The 18282-nt window shown below is 66.6% G+C and carries 16 protein-coding genes and 1 pseudogene; 14 read left to right on the top strand and 3 right to left on the bottom strand.

Annotated features, from left to right (window positions below):
• The 6 genes from VHL31_RS05240 to VHL31_RS05215 form a co-directional block, all read left to right on the top strand.
• On the top strand, positions 1–461 hold a 461-nt coding region (locus VHL31_RS05240; protein WP_329660150.1), incomplete at its 5' end, for a Rap1a/Tai family immunity protein.
• Positions 458–682, top strand: coding sequence for a hypothetical protein (locus VHL31_RS05235; RefSeq protein ID WP_329660149.1), 225 nt, complete (start codon positions 458–460; stop codon positions 680–682). The genes VHL31_RS05240 and VHL31_RS05235, both read left to right, overlap by 4 nt.
• Before the next feature lie 155 nt (positions 683–837).
• The gene (locus VHL31_RS05230) at positions 838–2328 is read left to right on the top strand and encodes an NAD-dependent succinate-semialdehyde dehydrogenase (protein WP_329660148.1); all 1491 of its coding nucleotides are present in this window, start codon (positions 838–840) and stop codon (positions 2326–2328) included.
• A gap of 15 nt (positions 2329–2343) precedes the next feature.
• Complete coding sequence (gene gorA, locus VHL31_RS05225) at positions 2344–3741, top strand: glutathione-disulfide reductase (RefSeq protein WP_329660147.1); 1398 nt, start codon at positions 2344–2346, stop codon at positions 3739–3741.
• A gap of 28 nt (positions 3742–3769) precedes the next feature.
• On the top strand, positions 3770–5140 hold the full coding sequence (locus tag VHL31_RS05220; RefSeq protein WP_329660146.1) for a class II 3-deoxy-7-phosphoheptulonate synthase: 1371 nt from the start codon (positions 3770–3772) through the stop codon (positions 5138–5140).
• Positions 5141–5208: 68 nt separating this feature from the next.
• Positions 5209–6354: a nicotinate phosphoribosyltransferase gene (locus VHL31_RS05215; protein ID WP_329660145.1), complete on the top strand. Its 1146-nt coding sequence runs from the start codon at positions 5209–5211 to the stop codon at positions 6352–6354.
• On the opposite strand, the gene VHL31_RS05210 is transcribed toward VHL31_RS05215, so the two are convergent.
• Positions 6345–7280 carry an SMP-30/gluconolactonase/LRE family protein gene (locus VHL31_RS05210; RefSeq protein ID WP_329660144.1) on the bottom strand — a complete coding sequence of 312 codons (936 nt, stop codon included), beginning with the start codon at positions 7278–7280 and terminating at the stop codon, positions 6345–6347. The genes VHL31_RS05215 and VHL31_RS05210 overlap by 10 nt on opposite strands.
• Positions 7281–7424: 144 nt before the next feature.
• Between VHL31_RS05210 and VHL31_RS05205 the strand changes: the two genes are divergently transcribed.
• On the top strand, positions 7425–8573 hold the full coding sequence (locus VHL31_RS05205; protein WP_329660143.1) for a sensor histidine kinase: 1149 nt from the start codon (positions 7425–7427) through the stop codon (positions 8571–8573).
• Positions 8574–8587: 14 nt separating this feature from the next.
• Here VHL31_RS05205 and serA read toward each other — a convergent pair whose 3' ends face one another.
• Both serA and VHL31_RS05195 read right to left on the bottom strand, forming a co-directional pair.
• Positions 8588–10165, bottom strand: coding sequence for a phosphoglycerate dehydrogenase (gene serA / locus VHL31_RS05200; RefSeq protein ID WP_329660142.1), 1578 nt, complete (start codon positions 10163–10165; stop codon positions 8588–8590).
• A gap of 55 nt (positions 10166–10220) precedes the next feature.
• Positions 10221–11387: a phosphoserine transaminase gene (locus VHL31_RS05195; protein WP_329660141.1), complete on the bottom strand. Its 1167-nt coding sequence runs from the start codon at positions 11385–11387 to the stop codon at positions 10221–10223.
• Between the two features lie 258 nt (positions 11388–11645).
• Here VHL31_RS05195 and VHL31_RS05190 point away from each other — a divergent pair, with 258 nt between their 5' ends.
• From VHL31_RS05190 to VHL31_RS05160, 7 genes and pseudogenes are all read left to right on the top strand, one after another.
• The gene (locus tag VHL31_RS05190; protein ID WP_414653640.1) at positions 11646–12605 is read left to right on the top strand and encodes a Bug family tripartite tricarboxylate transporter substrate binding protein; all 960 of its coding nucleotides are present in this window, start codon (positions 11646–11648) and stop codon (positions 12603–12605) included.
• A gap of 16 nt (positions 12606–12621) precedes the next feature.
• Entirely contained in the window at positions 12622–13098 is a 477-nt protein-coding gene (locus tag VHL31_RS05185) for a tripartite tricarboxylate transporter TctB family protein (protein WP_329660139.1), read from the top strand.
• The gene (locus tag VHL31_RS05180; RefSeq protein ID WP_329660138.1) at positions 13098–14582 is read left to right on the top strand and encodes a tripartite tricarboxylate transporter permease; all 1485 of its coding nucleotides are present in this window, start codon (positions 13098–13100) and stop codon (positions 14580–14582) included. The genes VHL31_RS05185 and VHL31_RS05180 overlap by 1 nt, the downstream gene beginning before the upstream one ends.
• A 180-nt stretch (positions 14583–14762) precedes the next feature.
• Positions 14763–16148, top strand: coding sequence for an ABC transporter substrate-binding protein (locus VHL31_RS05175; protein WP_329660137.1), 1386 nt, complete (start codon positions 14763–14765; stop codon positions 16146–16148).
• Positions 16149–16251: 103 nt separating this feature from the next.
• Positions 16252–17127 carry a sugar ABC transporter permease gene (locus tag VHL31_RS05170; RefSeq protein WP_329660136.1) on the top strand — a complete coding sequence of 292 codons (876 nt, stop codon included), beginning with the start codon at positions 16252–16254 and terminating at the stop codon, positions 17125–17127.
• Complete coding sequence (locus VHL31_RS05165; protein WP_329660135.1) at positions 17124–17993, top strand: carbohydrate ABC transporter permease; 870 nt, start codon at positions 17124–17126, stop codon at positions 17991–17993. The genes VHL31_RS05170 and VHL31_RS05165 overlap by 4 nt, the downstream gene beginning before the upstream one ends.
• A 205-nt stretch (positions 17994–18198) precedes the next feature.
• Positions 18199–18282: pseudogene (locus VHL31_RS05160) on the top strand (IS5/IS1182 family transposase); the annotation flags it as partial.

Below are 18282 nucleotides of genomic sequence, written 5' to 3'. Positions count from 1 at the left end.
CCACGTTCCGGACGGAGCCACGTCCGGAACGTGGCGACCCGAAGACGGTTGCGCCCTATATGGCCCGCTCGGGCGGACAGGGACGAACCGACATGCGCATCACGACGGCTGCAGCAGCGATATGGATGGCGACCGGCGCAGCAGCGCTGGCCCAGCCCGTCGACCTCGATACCTACCAGATGCGGACCTTCAGCGACGTGGTGAAGGTATGCGCCTCTTCCGACGAGCAGGCAGCGCAGTTCTGCCGCGGCTGGCTGGTCGGCAATGGCAGCCTCTATCTGACCCTGGTGCAGGCGAAGAGGATCCCGCAATGGGCCTGCGCCGACCCGATCCCGAGCCTGGACGAGATCCGCCGCGCGATCGTAGCCTATGGCCAGGCCAACCCGCAGACGGGCAGCGAGAGCGCGGTGGACGGTTTCTGGCGCGCCGCCTCGTCCATCTGGCCGTGTGGGAAGTCATGATGCACCGTCTGGCCCTGATCGCGATCCTGGCAACCGGCCTCGCCGGCTGTGCGGTCGACCGGCAGACTGGCAAGTCGACAGCGGCCGGCGCTGCCGCGGGCGCCGCCTCCGGCGCCGTGATCGGCCTGTTCGGCGGCAACTGGCTGGGCTCGGTCGGCCTTGGCGCCGCGGCCGGGGCCACCTCGGGCTTCGTCTACGATCAGATCCGCAAGGCCGACTGACCAAGAAAGCGCCCGCGCGTCGCCTTTACCGCGCACGGGTCGTCCCTATATCCTGAAAGCCGCGTCGCCGGTCGACGCGCACCCTTTCCTGCGCCCCGGCGAGCGGGACGCTCAATAGAATGACGCTTCAGGCGGCTTTGGGAGCTCGAGACGAGATGGCAACTGCGCTCAAGGACATCCGTAACCTGTTGCGCGATCCGTCGCTCTTCAAGGAACAGGCCTACGTCAACGGAAAGTGGATCGGAGCCGACAGCGGCAAGACCATCCCGGTCACCGACCCTGCCACCGGCGAGCAGCTCGGCACCATTCCTGATCTCGGCGAGGCGGAAACCCGCCGTGCCGTCGAGGCCGCCGACGAAGCCTTCAAGACCTGGAAGCAGAAGACCGGCAAGGAGCGCAGCATCATCCTGCGCAAGTGGTTCGACCTGCTCATGGCGAACCAGGAAGACCTCGCCATCATCATGACCCGCGAGCAGGGCAAGTCGCTCACCGAGAGCCGTGGCGAGATCGCCTATGGTGCCTCCTTCCTCGAATGGTTCGCCGAGGAAGCCAAGCGCATCTATGGCGACGTCGTCCCGCAGACGATCGCGTCCCGCCGGATCCTGGTCATGAAGCAGCCGGTCGGCGTGTGCGGCATGATCACGCCCTGGAACTTCCCGAACGCGATGATCACCCGCAAGTCCGCACCCGGCCTCGCGGTCGGCTGCACGGTCGTGATCAAGCCCGCCACCTATACCCCCTTCTCCGCCCTGGCCCTGGCCGAGCTCGCCGAGCGCGCCGGCTTCCCGCCAGGCGTGTTCAACGTCATCACCGGCGGTGCGCGTGCCATCGCGGGTGAGCTGACCTCCAACAAGAAGGTGCGCAAGCTGTCCTTCACCGGCTCCACCGAGGTCGGCAAGATCCTGCTCAAGCAGTGCGCCGACACGGTGAAGAAGGTCAGCATGGAGCTGGGCGGCCACGCGCCGTTCATCGTGTTCGACGATGCCGACATCGATTCGGCCGTCCAGGGTGCGCTCGCCTGCAAGTTCCGCAACGCCGGCCAGACCTGCGTGTGCACCAACCGCATCTACGTGCAGAGCGGCGTGTATGACGAGTTCGCGAAGAAGTTCGCGATGGCCGCAGGCGCGCTGAAGGTCGGCAACGGCATGGAGGACGGCACCCAGATGGGCCCGCTCATCGAGCCGTCCGCGCTGGAAAAGGCCGAGGAGCACGTGAAGGACGCCGTGGCCAAGGGCGCCTCGATCCTGGCCGGCGGCGAGCGCCACCAGCTGGGCGGCCTGTTCTTCGAGCCGACCGTGCTCTCCGCCTGCAATATGGACATGCAGATCGCCCGCGAGGAGACCTTCGGCCCGGTCGCCCCGCTCTTCCGCTTCGAAACCGAAGAGGAAGTGATCGCCATGGCCAACGACAGCGACTACGGCTTGGCCGGCTACTTCTACGCTCGCGACCTCGGCCGCGTGTTCCGTGTCGCCGAGGCGCTCGAAGTCGGCCTGCTCGGCGTGAATGACGGCGTCATCGCGACCGAGGTAGCGCCGTTCGGCGGCGTGAAGCAGTCCGGCCTCGGCCGCGAGGGCAGCAAGTACGGCGTCGACGACTATCTGGAGCTGAAATATGTCAGCCTGGGTGGCATCGGCGTGACCCCCTGACCCCAGGCGACCGACGTGATAGACCGGCTTGACCTGTTCGTGATCGGTGGCGGGTCAGGCGGTGTCGCCTGCGCCCGCCGCGCCGCTTCCTACGGAGCGAAGGTCGCGCTCGCGGAGGACTCCCGTCTCGGCGGGACCTGCGTCATCCGCGGCTGCGTGCCGAAGAAGCTCATGCATTACGGTGCCGGCGTGCCGCACGAGCTCGATGTCGCCCGCGACATGGGCTGGTCGTTCGGCGAGGTCCGCCACGACTTCCGGTTCTTCCTGGAGGCCCGCAACCGCGAGATCGCGCGGCTCGAAGACATCTATCAGGGCCTGCTCGATCGGTCCGGGGTGCGGGTCGTCAAGGCACGGGCGCGGGTCGCAGGCCGCGACGGCGAGGATTTCGTGGTTGAGGCCGGCCAGGAGCGGTTCCGCACGCGCCGGGTCATGATCGCGACCGGTGGCACCCCTTATGTGCCGGACCTGCCGGGCATCGAGCATGTCGTCACTTCCGACCATGTGCTGGAGGATGTCTACGACCGGCCCGGGCGCGTCGCGGTGATCGGCGCCGGCTATATCGGCGTCGAGCTTGGATGCGTCTTCCACGGCTTCGGGGCCAAGACGACGCTGATCCTGCGCGGCGACGCGCCGCTGCGCGGGTTCGACGAGGACCTGCGCCACCAACTGAACCAGCAGATCGCGGAATCCGGCGTGGAGATCATGCCGCGCAGCGTGGTCACCTCGATCGAGCGGACGGCGGACGGCCTCGTGCTGCACGGGCTGGAGCGATCGGTCACGGCGGACCTCGTTCTTTATGCCACCGGGCGGCGGCCCCAGCCCCGGACGAGCGGCATCGGCCTGGAAGCGCTGGGCATCGAGATGGACTATGAAGGTGCCATCCTCGTCGACGAGACCTATACCAGCAACGTGCCGGGCCTGCTTGCGGTCGGCGATTGCTCGGACCATGCCGGACACGGGCTAGACAGCGGCCAGCACGACCTGACCCCGGTCGCCATCGCCGAGGGCCGCGCCGTCGCCGAGCGCTTCTTCAACAATCGCATCCAGCGGGTCCGCTACGACACCATCGCGACGGCGATCTTCTCGTCGCCCGAGGCGGCCGCCTGCGGCATGACCGAGGTGCGGGCCCGCGCCGAAGGCCATGACGTCCTGATCTTCAAGGCCAATTTCCGGCCGATGCGCACCACGATGGGCCAGCACGCCCACCGCACCTTCATGAAGCTCGTCGTGGACAAACACACCGACAAGGTCCTGGGCTGTCATCTGGTCGGGCCCGACACGCCGGAAATCATCCAGATGGTCGCGGCCGCGATGACGGCAGGTGCAACCAAGGCCGATTTCGACGATACGGTTGCAGTCCATCCGACGGCGGCGGAAGAATTGGTTACCATGTATCAGCCGGTCCAGGACTGACGCGATCGACGGGGCGAGGAGAATTTTCATGGTCACCACCTGGACGCCCGACAGCTGGCGGTCGAAGCCGGCCCAGCAGATGCCGAGCTATCCGGATTCGGGCGTGCTGGCCGAAGTGGAATCGACGCTGGCGGGATATCCTCCCCTCGTCTTCGCCGGCGAGGCCCGCGAACTCACCCAGAAGCTGGGCGAGGTCGCCGAGGGCCAGGCATTCCTGCTCCAGGGCGGCGACTGCGCGGAAGCCTTTGCTGATTTCACCGCCGACAAGATCCGCGACACGCTGCGCGTGATCCTGCAGATGGCCGTCGTGCTGACCTTCGGCTCCGGCCTGCCGGTCGTGAAGCTCGGCCGCATCGCCGGGCAGTTTGCCAAGCCCCGGTCGGCCCCTGACGAGACCGTCGATGGCGTCACCCTGCCCGCCTATCGCGGCGACATCGTGAACGGCCTGTCCTTCGAGAGTGAACAGCGCGTGCCCGATCCCAGGCGCCAGCTGCAGGCCTATTCGCAGGCGGCCGCCACGCTCAACCTGCTGCGCGCCTTCACCCAGGGCGGCTATGCCTCGCTCGACCGGGTCCATGCCTGGAACCTGGGCTTCGTCGGCAACAGTCCCGAGGGCGCCCAGTACGAGGACATGGCGAACCGGATCACCGAATCGCTGGCCTTCATGCGCGCCTGCGGGATCACGGATACCAACAATCCCGAGATCCTGCGCACCAGCTTCTATACGAGCCACGAAGCCCTGCTGCTCGGCTACGAGCAGGCCATGACCCGCGTCGATAGCACCAGCGGCCGCTGGTACGACACATCGGCCCATCTGGTCTGGATCGGCGATCGCACCCGCCAGCTGGACGGCGCGCATATCGAGTTCTGCCGTGGCATCGCCAACCCGCTCGGGCTGAAGTGCGGCCCCACGACCTCGGTCGAGGACCTGCTGCGCCTGTGCGATGTCCTGAACCCCGAGAACCGGCCGGGCCGGCTCACGCTGATCGCCCGCATGGGCCACGACAAGGTCGACCGGCACCTGCCGCCGCTCATCCGCGCCATCCAGCGCGAGGGCCGCAAGGTGGTGTGGGCCTGCGATCCCATGCACGGCAACACGATCAAGGCCGCGTCCGGCTACAAGACCCGGCCGTTCGACCGGATCCTGACCGAGGTCCGCAACTTCTTCGCCATCCACAAGGCGGAGGGGACCCATGCCGGCGGCGTGCACCTGGAGATGACGGGCCAGGACGTGACCGAGTGCCTGGGCGGCGCCCAGGCGATCACCGAAGCCGGCCTGTCCGACCGCTACCACACCTATTGCGATCCGCGCCTGAACGCTCAGCAGGCCCTCGAGCTCGCCTTCCTGATGGCGAGTGCGTTGAAGGAGGAGCGCGAGCTGCTTCGCGTGGCGAGCTGATCCCGGGCTTGACCTGGGCAGTTGCCGGACGACACCATCTTCCTCCTCTTTGCGAGCCAGCGAACACCATGTCCGGACCCAGCAACGGGAATGTCGCCCGGTATACCGACAAGTACTTCCTGCGCACCAAGGCGGTGGTGGAGCGGTTCGGGGACTGCCAGGTCACCTATGCGGTGTTCATGCGGCGACCGGTGCTGTTCGCCCCGCGCATGGCCCTGGACTGGCTGAACCGCGTCCTCGCCGACCGGGGCGTCGGGATCCAGATCGACCCGCGCTTCAAGGAAGGCGACTGGGTCGGTGCCGGCGAGCCGATGATGTACCTGACCGGCTCGCTGGCGGGCTTGGTGGACCTGGAGACGATCCTCCTGCAGCGCCTGGGTCCCTGCTGCGTGGCCGCCTTCAACGCCTACAACATGTGCACGGACCTACCCAGGGTAGGCTTCCTTGCCATGGACGCGCGTCACTGCGCGGGTGCCGAGATGGCGGAGATGATGTCCTATGCCGCCTCGGTGGGCTCCGCCGAGGCCAAGCGTCGGGCGGGTGCGGTCGGCTTCACCGGGACATCCGTGGAAGCCACCGCGCATTTCTTCGGCAAGGCCAAGGCCATGGGCACCATGCCCCATGCCCTGATCGGCTATGCCGGCAGCACGCTGCGCGCGGCCGAGATGTTCCGCGAGACCTACCCGGAACTGCCGCTGACCGTGCTGGTCGACTATTTCGGCCTGGAGATCACCGACGCCCTGGCCGTATGCAACCGCTTCCCGGAACTCGCCCATGGCGGCGACCTGTCGATCCGGCTGGATACGCATGGCGGGCGCTATGTGGAGGGGCTGGACACCGCCTCGTCCTATGCCGTGCTGGAAAAGCACGTGCCGGACGCCATCCGCACCTATCGCACCGAGCAGGAGTTGCGCTGGCTGACGGGCACCGGCGTCTCGGCCGCCGCGATCTGGTACGTGCGGGAAAGCCTCGACAATGCCGGCTTTCCCCGCGTCAAGATCATCGCGTCTTCGGGCTTCAGCCCGCAGAAATGCAAGCTGATGGCCTCGGTGCGGGCACCCATCGACGTGGTCGGCACCGGCTCCTATCTGCCCGACCAGTGGACCGAGACCTATGCCACGGCCGACATCATCTCCTATGACGGCGAGTATCGCGTGAAGGTCGGCCGCGAGTTCCTGTTCCCGAACAAGGAAGCCCGCGCCCGTCAGTTGTAGGCCAGCCTCAGCCCCGGCTCCGGCCAGCGCGTCTCGACCAGCTTGCCGGTGCCGGACAGGGTGACGTGCGCGGTCCGCATGTCCTCGCCGCTGAAGCAGATATTGGTCACCCACGGGTCCGGGAACTTGCGGCGATCCAGGATCCGGCCGTCCGGCGCAATCGTGGTGATCTCGCCGGTCACCAGCGTCGCCACGCAGATATTGCCGGCCGCCGTGACCGCCAGGCTGTCGAAGCGCGCATAGCCGGGCAAGGTGCAGAGGAGGCGCCCGCCATGGGGGCTCGGCCACTTGTCCTTGCGCAGCTCGCCCGGCCCCAGCACGTCCCAGGCCCATAGCCGTGCCGTTTCGGTCTCGGCTATATAGAGCGTCCGCCCGTCCGGGGAGAGCCCGATCCCGTTCGCCCCGCCTGCCACCGGATGAGCCGCCTCGATGATCCGGCTCCCGTCCGGGGCCGCCCAGTAGACGCCGCCATGGTCGCGGTCGCGCGCCCGGCTCTTGCCGAGGTCGCTGAACCAGAAGCCCTGGTCCCAGCCGCAGCCCGGCATGTCGAACACGATGTCGTTGGGCCCGCAAAGGCGATGCTCGCCGCAACGGTCGTAGAGCAGGCGCAACTCACCGGTGCGCGGGTCCACCGTCTCGATCCGGCCGCCTGCGTAGTCCGGCGCCTGCCCGGCGGTGTGGAGGATGCCGTCATCCTCCTTCCACAGAAACCCACCATTGTTGCAGAGGTAGAGCAGGCCGCCAAGTCCCATTGCCAGGCCGTTCGGGCCGGCGCAGTCGCGCACCAGGTCCGCGCAGGTGCCGTCGGTCGCAATCTTCGTGATCTTGCTGGCGGCGATCTCCACCAGCACCACCGACCCGTCCGGCAGCACCACCGGTCCCTCCGGAAAGCGCAGGCCCTCCGCCAGCACACGGTCGTCGTTCATGCCCGTTCCCCCCTTGCCGCGGCAGCGCCTTCGGCCGGCCACCTCTGGGGGAACCTAGAGGCTGTCGCCCGCCTGCGAAACCTTCCAGCGCGCAGCGGGTTTGGATGCACAGTCGCCTCCTGGAGGACGGTAGAAGGAACGGTGGTGACCCGAGCGAACGATCTCGACAAGCTGCGGCGTCACCAGCAGGTACTGGTCGAGCTGGCCCATCTGACCGCCCAGAAGCTCCCTTCCGAAAGCCTCCTGGACAGCGTCGTGAACCAGGTCGCGCTTGGCGTCGAGATCGACCACGTGAAGATCATGCGTTACCGGCCGGAGTTCGGCGACCTGCTGGCCGTGGCCGGGATCGGCTGGCGGCCCGGCATGGTCGGCCACGTGACTTTCAGCTCCGACCTGTCGTCACCGCCGGGCCGAGCCTTCCAGACCGGCCAGCCGGTCTCCATCAGCCATGTGGACGAACCTGGAGAGTTCCGGATCTCGCCCGTTCTGGTCGAGCACGGCATCAAGTCCCTCTTGAACGTGCCGATCCAGATCGACGGCGCGGCCTGGGGCGTGCTGGAAATCGACAGCAGCGTGCAGCGCGACTTCAGCATCGACACGCTCGACTTCATGCTCACGGTCGCTTCGATGATCGCATCGGCGATCCGCCGCGAGCAGGTCGACCTGGCACACGAGCAGGCCATCGCGCTCGCGGCGATGGAGGCGCGCCGTCACCAGATCCTGCTGCACGAGATGCAGCACCGGGTGAAGAACAACTTCCAGACCATCCTCTCGATGGTCTCCTTCCAGTCCATGCGGCTGCAGAGCGACAACAGCCGGGCCATCCTCGACAAGGTCGCGGACGGCATCATGGCGATGTCGCTGGCGCATGATCAGCTCGCACCCTCGCAGGAGGGGGCGACGGTGAACCTGCCGACCTACCTGAGGGCGCTCACCACCAGCATCCTGAAGCCGCTGGAAACCGTCACCGTCGAGGTTCAGGCCGACGAGTTGAGCGTGCCGATCGAGCAGGCCGTCGCCTTGGGCCTGATCGTCAACGAGCTCGTCACCAACAGCGTCAAGCACGCCTTCGGCCAGGAGGGCGGCGCCATCCGGATCGACCTGACCAGCGGGCCCGGAAACCGGCAGGTGCAGCTGCGGGTGGCCGATAACGGGATCGGGATGGATCCGTCCAGGCCCAGGGGCTCCGGGCTCCGCCTGATCCAGGCCCTGGCCCGCCAGATCCGCGGCCGTATCGCGCAGACCAGCGGGGCCGAGGGTACGGCCACCTCGATCGTCTTCTCCCTGCCCTGACCCGCCGACTCCGCTCAGAAGCGGAGCTGCTTTGCCTGGATCACGTGCGGCAGTGCCCGGATCCGCTCCAGCACCAAGGCCGGCACCGGCTGGTCGATCGAGACCAGGGCGATCGCATCCCCGCCCGGCTTGTCGCGGCCGAGATGGAAGGTCGCGATGTTGACCTGCGCCTCGCCGAGCAGTTGGCCCAGCGCGCCGATGAAGCCGGGCTTGTCGTGATTGCGCACATAGAGCACGTCGCCCGCCAGCTCGGCGTCGATCGGGATGCCGCGGATCTCCACCAGCCGCGGCTTCACGCCCTGGAACAGGGTGCCGGACACCGTCCGCGGCCCCTTCTCCGTGACCACTTCCAGCGTGATCAGCGTCTGGTAGCCGTCCACATGCTCGTGGCTGACGGTGGTGAGCTGGATGCCGCGCGACTTCGCGATCGCCGGCGCGTTGACCATGTTCACCGAGGCGGCGAACGGCGCCAGCAGGCCCTTGAGGATCAGCTGGGTGAGCGGCTTGGTGTTGAGCGTGGAAGCCTGGCCCGCGAAGGTCACGGTAGCGCCGGACAGCCCCGTTTCCGTGAGCTGGCCCGCAAAGGATCCCAGCTGCTCGGCCAGGGTCATGTAGGGCTTGAGCCTCGGCGCATCCTCCGCCGACACGCTCGGCATGTTCAGCGCGTTGATGATGGCGCCATCCAGCAGGTAGTCGGAGATCTGCTCCGCGATCTGCAGCGCCACGTTCTCCTGCGCCTCGCTGGTGCTGGCACCCAGATGCGGGGTCACCACCACCTGCTCCAGGCGGAACAGCGGGCTTTCCTTGGCCGGCTCCACCGCGAACACGTCGAGCGCGGCGCCAGCGACATGGCCATCCACGATCAGGTCGTGCAGCGCCTGCTCGTCGATCAGGCCGCCGCGGGCGCAGTTCACGATGCGCACCCCCTTCCTGCAGGACAGGAGGCGCTCGCGGGAAAACAGGTTGCGGGTGTGCTCGGTCAGCGGCGTGTGCATGGTGATGACGTCGGCGCGCTGGCAGAGCTCTTCCAGCGTCACCTTCTCGATGCCCAGCTCCTGCGCGCGCGCATCCGACAGGAACGGGTCGAAGCCCACCACCTTCATCCGCAGGCCGCGCGCCCGGTCGGCCACGATCGAGCCGATATTGCCGCAGCCGACGATGCCCAGCGTCTTGCCGGTAAGCTCCACGCCCATGAAGCGAGACTTCTCCCACTTGCCGGCCCGGGTGGATCGGTCCGCCGCCGGGATGTCGCGCGCCAGCGCCATCATCAGGGAGATGGCATGCTCGGCGGTCGTGGTGGCGTTGCCGAACGGCGTGTTCATCACGACCACGCCGGCCGCGGTCGCCGCATCGACATCGACATTGTCGACGCCGATCCCGGCCCGTCCGACCACCTTCAGGTTGGGTGCTGCCTTGAGCACCTCGGCGGTGACCTTCGTGGCGGAACGGATGGCCAGGCCGTCATACTCGCCGATGACGGCCAGGAGTTCGTCCTTGGAGAGGCCTACCTTCACATCCGCTTCCACGCCGCGGCGCTGGAAGATCTCGATGGCGGCGGGGCTGAGTTTGTCGGCAATCAGAACCTTGGGCATGCCAAAGCCTTTCCCGGCACGAGAGAAACAGGAGGACGGAAGAACGGACGGTCCCTCAGGACGCGTCGACGTCGACGCGCGATCGGATCTCGGTGAAGGCCCAGGTCAGCCAGGGCAGCAGTGCCCGCATGTCCTCGACATCCACCGTGGCACCACCCCAGATGCGCAGGCCGGGCGGTGCATCGCGGTAGCCGGCGATGTCGAAGGCGACCTTCTCCTTGGCCAGCAGCGAGGCCATGTCCTTCACGAACTTCTGCTGGTCCTCGTCCGTGAACGACGCCACCGTCAAATCGGCGATCTTCAGGCAGATCGAGGTGCAGGAGCGGGTCGCGGGATCGGCAGCCAGGAAGTCAACCCAGGCCGTCTCCTCGACCCAGCCGGCGATCGCTTCGAGATTGGCTTCCGAGCGCGCGATCAGGCCCTTCAGCCCGCCCACCTGTTCTGCCCAGGTCAGCCCATCCAGCGCGTCCTCGACCGCGAGCATGGAGGGGGTGTTGATCGTCTCGCCCTTGAAGATGCCCTCGATCAGCTTGCCGCCCTTGGTCAGCCGGAAGATCTTCGGCAGCGGCCATGACGGCTGGTAGCTTTCCAGCCGTGCCACCGCCCGCGGCGAAAGGGCCAGCATGCCGTGCTGCGCCTCGCCACCCAGCACCTTCTGCCAGGACCAGGTAGCGACATCGAGCTTGGACCAGGGCAGGTCCATGGCGAACACCGCCGAGGTGGCGTCGCACAAGGTCAGCCCTTCGCGGTCATCCGCGATCCAGGTGCCGTCGGGCACGCGGACGCCGGAGGTCGTGCCGTTCCAGGTGAACACCACGTCACGGGCGAAATCGACCGCGCCCAGGTCGGGCAGCGCGCCATAGTCGGCGCCATGCGTGCGCACGTCCTTCAGCTTCAACTGCTTGGTGGCGTCGGTCACCCACTCCTTGCCGAAGCTCTCCCACGCGAGCAGATCGGTGCCGCGGGCACCCAGCATCGACCACATGGCTGCCTCGAAGGCGCCGGTATCGGAGGCTGGCAGGATCCCCAGGCGATAGTCGTCCGGGATGCCCAGCAGCTTGCGGGACCGCACGATCACGTCGTTGATCCGTGCCTTCGCGACCGAATCCCGGTGAGATCGACCAAGCATGGCACCTTCCAGCGCCGACAGTGACCAGCCGGGTCTCTTGGCGGTCGGGCCGGAGCCGAAGAAGGGGCGTTGCGGGCGATCGATCGGCTTCATCAGCGAAGCGTCCTCTTCCATTCGACAAGTCGGGGCTGACGATTCGGCGCGGAACCTAGGCTCGCCTCTGCCGCACCGCAACAAATGGCTGCCACTGTCCCGTCCGGCCGCGACAAGAAATTCTTCAAGCTCGCCATGGCTTAGCCTGTAGCGGCCTTCGGCGATGACACCACTTGCACGACCTCCGTCTGGCGAACATGTTCAACGCCTGTTGTGAACAACTAGGCCTCGGGAGGCGCCAAGATGACGGTGCGTATGATGCGTCGGACGACGCTCGCAGCATTGATGCTGGTGACCACCTGTCTCGTCGGCACCGCCCGTGCCCAGCAGATGGACACGCTCACGCTGATAGCACCGGCCGGCCCGGGTGGCGGCTGGGACCAGACGGCCAGGGCCCTGCAGTCGGCGATCCAGAAGGGCGGCAAGGTCGGCGCCGTGACGGTCGAGAACATCCCCGGTGCCGGCGGCACGATCGGGCTTGCCCAGTTCGTCGAGCGCGAGCGCGGCCAGGGCGATTCGATGATCGTGGGCGGTCTGGTCATGCTGGGCGCCATCCTGACCAACAATGCGCCGGTCAAGCTCGATCAGGTGACGCCGATCGCGCGGCTTACCGGCGAGTACGAAGTGGTCGTGGTGCCGGCCTCGTCCGAGTTCCAGACGCTGGACGACCTGCTGGCGGCGCTCAAGGAGAACCCGGGCGGGGTCGCCTGGGGCGGCGGCTCGGCCGGTGGCACCGACCATATCCTGGCCGGCCTGATCGCGCAGGGAGCGGGTGTCGACCCGGCCCAGGTCAACTATGTGCCCTTTTCCGGCGGCGGCGAGGCCCTGGCGGCCGTCATGGGCGGCCATGTCGCGGCCGGCATCTCCGGCCTGAGCGAGTGGGTCGGCCAGATCCAGGCCGGGACGCTGCGGCCGCTCGCCATCTCCTCGCCTGAACGCCTGGAGGGCCTGGACGCGCCGACGCTGCGGGAGGCCGGGGTGGACCTGGACCTCGTCAACTGGCGCGCCATCATGGCACCGCCCGGCATCGACGACGCGCAGAAGCAGGCGCTGGTCCAGCTGGTCGACGAGACGGTCAAGAGCGAGACCTGGCAGGAAACGCTCAAGAGCAAGGGCTGGTCGGACGCCTATCTGTCCGGCGACGCGTTTGCGTCCTTCCTTGCCGAGGAAGACACGAGGGTGACGGCCATTTTGAAGTCGATCGGCCTGGTGAAGTAGCGAAAGGTCGATCCCGATGGAGAGCGACGTCCACGTCGGTGGCCGGGGCTTCATGGCCCTCGGCCTGGCGACGCTCGTGCTGGGCCTGGTCGTGGCCGTGGGCACGGCCAATCTGCCTGGTGCTGCGTCCTACGCGGGCGTGGGCGTGCGGCTGTTCCCGGCCATTGCCGCCGCCGGCCTGATCGGCAGCGGGCTCTGGCTTGCCGTGCAAGGCTGGCAGATCCGCCATGTCCACGGCAGCGGCGAGCGCTCGGACCCGGTGGCGTTCGCCGCCATCATCGGCGGCCTCGTGGCGCACATGGTGCTGCTGGAAACGGCCGGCTTCGTGATCGCCTCGACCGTCCTGTTCTTCGCGGTCACCCTCGCCTTCCGTGACCAGCGCTGGCTGCTCAACCTGGCGATCGCGTTCGCGGTAGCCCTCGTGACGCGGGTGGTACTGGGCTACGGGCTGGGCCTGGCCCTGCCCACCTTGCTGCCGGGCGGAGTGATCTGATGGGTGCCTTGGACCAGCTGCTGAATGGCTTCGCCCAGGCGCTCACCCTGACCAATATCGGCTGGTGCCTGCTCGGCACGATCCTGGGCACGGCGGTCGGCATCCTGCCGGGCATCGGTCCGGCGCTGACCATCGCGCTGCTCCTGCCCGTCACCGCCTATCTGGACGCCACCGGCGCCTTCATCATGTTCGCCGGGCTCTACTACGGCGCCATGTACGGCTCCTCCACCACCTCCATCCTGCTCAACACGCCCGGCGAGAGCGGCTCGATCGTGACCGCGGTGGAAGGCTACCGGATGGCCAAGGCGGGACGCGGCGCGGCGGCACTGGCCACGGCGGCCATCGGCTCGTTCGTGGCCGGCACGGTCGGCACGCTGCTCCTGACCTTCCTGGCCCCCGCGATCGCCCGCATGGCGATCGCCTTCGGCCCGGCCGAGTATTTCGCGATCGCCGTGTTCGCCTTCGCGGCCGTCTCCTCCATGCTCGGCACGTCGCCGGCACGCGGCGTCTGGTCCCTGTTTCTCGGCATCACCGCCGGCGTCGTCGGCATCGACAGCCTGACCGGCCAGTCGCGCTTCACCATGGGCTTTCCCACCCTGCTGGACGGCATCTCGATCGTGGTGGTGGCGGTCGGCCTGTTCGCGGTGGGCGAAGCGCTCTGGGTCGCCTCCCAGCCGTCGATGCGCATCCAGGAAGTCGAGGCGGTCCGTGGCTCGCTCTGGATGACCCGGGACGAGTGGCGCCGCTCCTGGAAGCCCTGGCTGCGCGGCACCTTCATCGGCTTTCCGTTCGGCGCGCTCCCGGCCGGCGGCACCGAGATCCCGACCTTCGTGTCCTACACGCTGGAAAAGAAGCTCAGCTCCCGCCCGGAGGAGTTCGGCCACGGTGCGATCGAGGGCGTGGCCGGCCCGGAAGCGGCCAACAACGCCGCCGTGGCCGGCGTGCTGGTGCCGCTCCTGACCCTGGGCCTGCCGACCTCGGCCACCGCCGCCATCATGCTGGCCGCCTTCCAGGAATATGGCCTGCAGCCGGGACCGCTCCTGTTCCTGACCAACGCCGACCTCGTCTGGAGCCTGATCGCCAGCCTTTATATCGGCAACCTGGCCCTGCTGGTCCTCAACCTGCCGCTGGTGGGCCTGTGGGTCCGGCTCCTCACCATCCCGCAGCACTTCCTCTATGGCGGGATCCTCGTGTTCAGCACGCTGGGCGTCTACAGCCTGAACCGCTCCGTGACCGACCTGGTTCTGCTGCTGCTGTTCGGCCTGGTCGGCTGGATCATGCGCCGCTTCGACATTCCCGTGGCCCCCTGCATCATCGGCCTGATCCTTGGCCCAATGGCGGAGGAGCAGTTGCGCCGGGCGCTCTCGATCTCGCAGGGTAGCCTCGTGGATGCGCTGAGCCGGCCGCTCACGCTCGTCATCCTGGCCCTGGCCGTCCTGGTCGTGGTGGTCCCGGCGCTCCTCTCACGCCGCAAGAAGGCTTGACCCGATGGGTCCGCAGCCAGCCTATGGAACATGGCAGCGGATTTGAGAATCCGAGGGTACCTGAACCGTTTCACGGATGTTCTCGGATTGCGTCGGTATGTCGGCTATGGCTGACTGGCTGATATATCAGTTTGGCGGCGAGGCACGATCCTGGTCGCGCATCAGAAGGGAGGCGTCGAGATGAGAAGACTGGTGCTGAAGAAGGCGTTGCTGGCCGGCGTGGCCGTCATGGTCGGCGCTACCAGCATGCCGGCCTGGTCTGCGGAAACGCTCACGGTCTGGTGGGTGAAGGGCTTCTATCGCTCCGAGGACGAGGCGCTCTACAAGGCGATCAAGGGCTTCGAGGAGAAGACCGGCGTCACGGTGGAATTGTCCCAGTACGCCGTACAGGACATGATCCCGAAGACGGTGGCGGCGCTGGACAGCGGCACCCCGCCGGACATCGCCTATTCCGACACCTATGACTTTCAGGTCGGCGCCAAGTGGGCCTTCGAGAACCGGCTGGAGGATCTCACCGGGGTCCTCGAGCCGATGAAGGACCACTTCGACGAGAATACGCTCTCCACCACCTATCTCTACAACGACACCACCAAGGAGCGGGCCTACTACTCCTTCCCGCTCAAGCGGCAGACCATGCATATCGAATACTGGATCGATATGCTCAAAGAAGCCGGCTTCGAAGAAAGCGCTGTTCCGGAAGACTGGGAAGGGTTCTGGAACTTCTGGTGCAACGATGCCCAGAAGGGCTATCGCAGCGCCACCGGCCAGCGCGCCTTCGGCATCGGCCAGCCCATGGGCGTGGATTCTACCGACAGCTTCTTCTCCTTCCTGACCTTCGCGGACGCCTACAACGTCAAGCTGGTCGACGACGAGGGCAAGCTGCTGGTCGACGATCCGAGCGTGAAGGAAGGCCTGGTGGGTGCCCTCACCGACTACACCATGCCCTATACCGAGGGCTGCACCGCGCCGTCGGCCACCTCCTGGAAGGACCCGGACAACAACGTCGCCTTCCACAACAAGACGACCATGCTCACCCACAACGCCACGATCTCGATCGCGGGCAAGTGGTATGACGACATGACCAACCCGGCGCTGACCGAGGACGAGCGCGACCTCGCCAAGAAGAACTACTACGAGCTGATCCGCACCCGCGGCTTCCCGAACAAGCCGGACGGCTCGCCGATGGTCTATCGCTCCGCGGTGAAGACCGGCGTGATCTTCCAGCAGTCGCGCAACAAGGAACGCGCCAAGGAATTCCTGGCGTTCCTGATGCAGCCCGAGAACCTGCAGCCCTATGTCGAAGGCTCGCTCGGCCGCTGGTTCCCGGTCACCAAGGAAGGCATGGAAAGCCCGTTCTGGCAGGAGGACCCGCACCGCAAGTCGGTCTACGACCAGTTCAAGGCGGGCACGGTCACCTTCGAGTTCACCAAGAACTGGAAGTTCACCACGCTCAACAACGAGAACGTCTGGGCCAAGGCGATGAACCGCGTGGTCAACGAGAACGTCTCGGTCGAGGACGCGGTCGACGAGATGATCGCGCGCATCAAGGAAGTCGCCGGCACGTAAGTCGGCCCTGCACCGTCATGGCCGGCACGCTCGGCCATGACGGAACGCGCCGGGAGGCGTAGGTTCAACTATACAACGAGTGCAACGGGATCGGAGGCGAACCATGTCGGCAGCAGCCGTCCGGACGGACCACGTCGTACCTCAAGCGAAGGTCCGGCGTCCCTGGTCCGCCGTGGAGACCTGGGGGCTGATCCTGTTGCTCCCTTATGTCTTCGTGTTCCTGGCCTTCGTCCTCTATCCCGTCCTCTACGGCTTCTGGCTGGCCCGGCACCCGTCCAGCTATGTGCGCCTGTTCGACGACCCGATCTTCCTGCGCGCCATCGTCAACACGCTGGTGTTCCTGGTCGTCGCCATCAACGTGAAGATGCTGCTGGCCCTGTTCCTCTCGGGCTTCTTCCTGCACGACCGCTGGTGGGTGCGCTGGCTCTCCGTCCTGTTCATCCTGCCCTGGGCGGTCCCGGCGATCCCGACCATCCTGTCGGTCCGCTTCATGCTCAATCCCGAATGGGGGCTGATCAACCAGCTCTGGTTCCGCTGGACCTTCGAGGACGGGCCGAACTGGCTGAACGAGCCATGGCTGGGCCTCACCATGGCCATGCTCGTCCATATCTGGAAGTCGCTGCCGTTCTGGACGCTGATGATGCTGACCGGCAGGCTCGCTATCTCCAATGACCTCTACGAGGCAGCCTCGGTCGATGGCGCCAGTGGCTGGCACAAGTTCCGCTACGTCACCTGGCCGTCGCTCCAGACGCTCTACTTCACCTGCACCATTCTCTCGATGATCTGGACGCTCGGCGACTTCAACAGCGTGTACCTGCTCACCGGCGGCGGCCCGGCCGACCTGACCCATGTGCTGGCCACGCTCGGCATCCGCTACCTGCGCCTCGACCAGATCGACCTGTCGCTCGCAACCGTCGTGTGCGCCATGCCGCTGGTCCTGCCGCTGGTCTACATCATGATGAAGAGGTTCTCCAAATGAGCGCCTCCCGTCGCCGCCCCGGCTGGTTCCTGCGCGGCGTGGCCACCGACGCCAAGCTCCTGCTGATCGCCATCCCGGTCTTCCTTTGGACGATCCTGCCGATCTACCACCTGCTCCTGTTCGCGATCTCGCCCAAGGACCAGGCCATGTCCGGCAAGCTCTGGCCGGACGATCCGACCTTCAACAACTTCATCATCGTCTTCAAGGAACAGCACCACTTCCTCGGCAACTTCTGGGAGCAGTTCTGGAACTCGTTCTTCGTCGCCGCGATGGTGGGTGCGCTGACCCTGCTCGTCTCGACCTTCGCCGCCTTCTCGATCAGCCGGCTGAAGGCCCGCTATGGCGGCACGGTGATGAACCTGGCCCTGTTCACCTATTTCGTGCCGGCCGCCTTCCTGGCCGTGCCAATGTACCGGACCATGGGCATCTACGGCCTGCTCAACAGCCAGTGGGCGCTGATCCTGGCGATGATGACCCTGGCCTCGCCCTATGCGATCTGGGTCCTCAAGCAGGCCTCCGACAAGCTGCCCCGCGAGCTAGACGAGGCCGCCGTCGTCGATGGCGCCACGCCCATGCAGCTCTTCCGCCTGGTCTACCTGCCGCTCATGGCGCCAAGCCTGGTCGCTGTCGGCGTCTACGCGCTGCTCCTCGCCTGGAACGAATATCTCTACGCCTTCCTGCTCCTGTCCCGCGACACGGACGTCACCCTGCCCGTGGCACTCGGCAACTTCCTGGCCGCCGACGACTCCCCCTGGGAGCTCCTGATGACCACCGGCCTGATCTACGCGATCCCGCCGGCGGTGATCTACTATGTGTTCAAGCGCTACATGGTGGCGGGACTGACGTCGGGCGCGGTGAAGAGCTGATGAAGCAACCACTCATTTTCAATACGAAGTCGCGACAGTTATCATGACTCTCGTCATCTGCGGCAATGCTAGAGGCACATGCTTTATTGCAGCGGACCTCCTAATATCAAACCACAAGACAGATAGAGAGAACATTTTTCTTCCAGTTTCAGAGCCCGTTTGAGAATGGGTTGCTGCGCGCGGACGGCTGTGGTGGAAGCTCGGGATGTGGACCCGAGAAAGCCGTGGCCGGATGGCCCAGATCGCCCGCAAGACCAAGCGCTACCCGACCGATCTGACCGACGAGGAG

Origin of the sequence: Geminicoccus sp. (genome assembly GCF_036263595.1) — a bacterium.
Classification (GTDB): Bacteria; Pseudomonadota; Alphaproteobacteria; order Geminicoccales; family Geminicoccaceae; genus Geminicoccus.
This window is presented reverse-complemented; position numbering and strand designations above follow the sequence as displayed.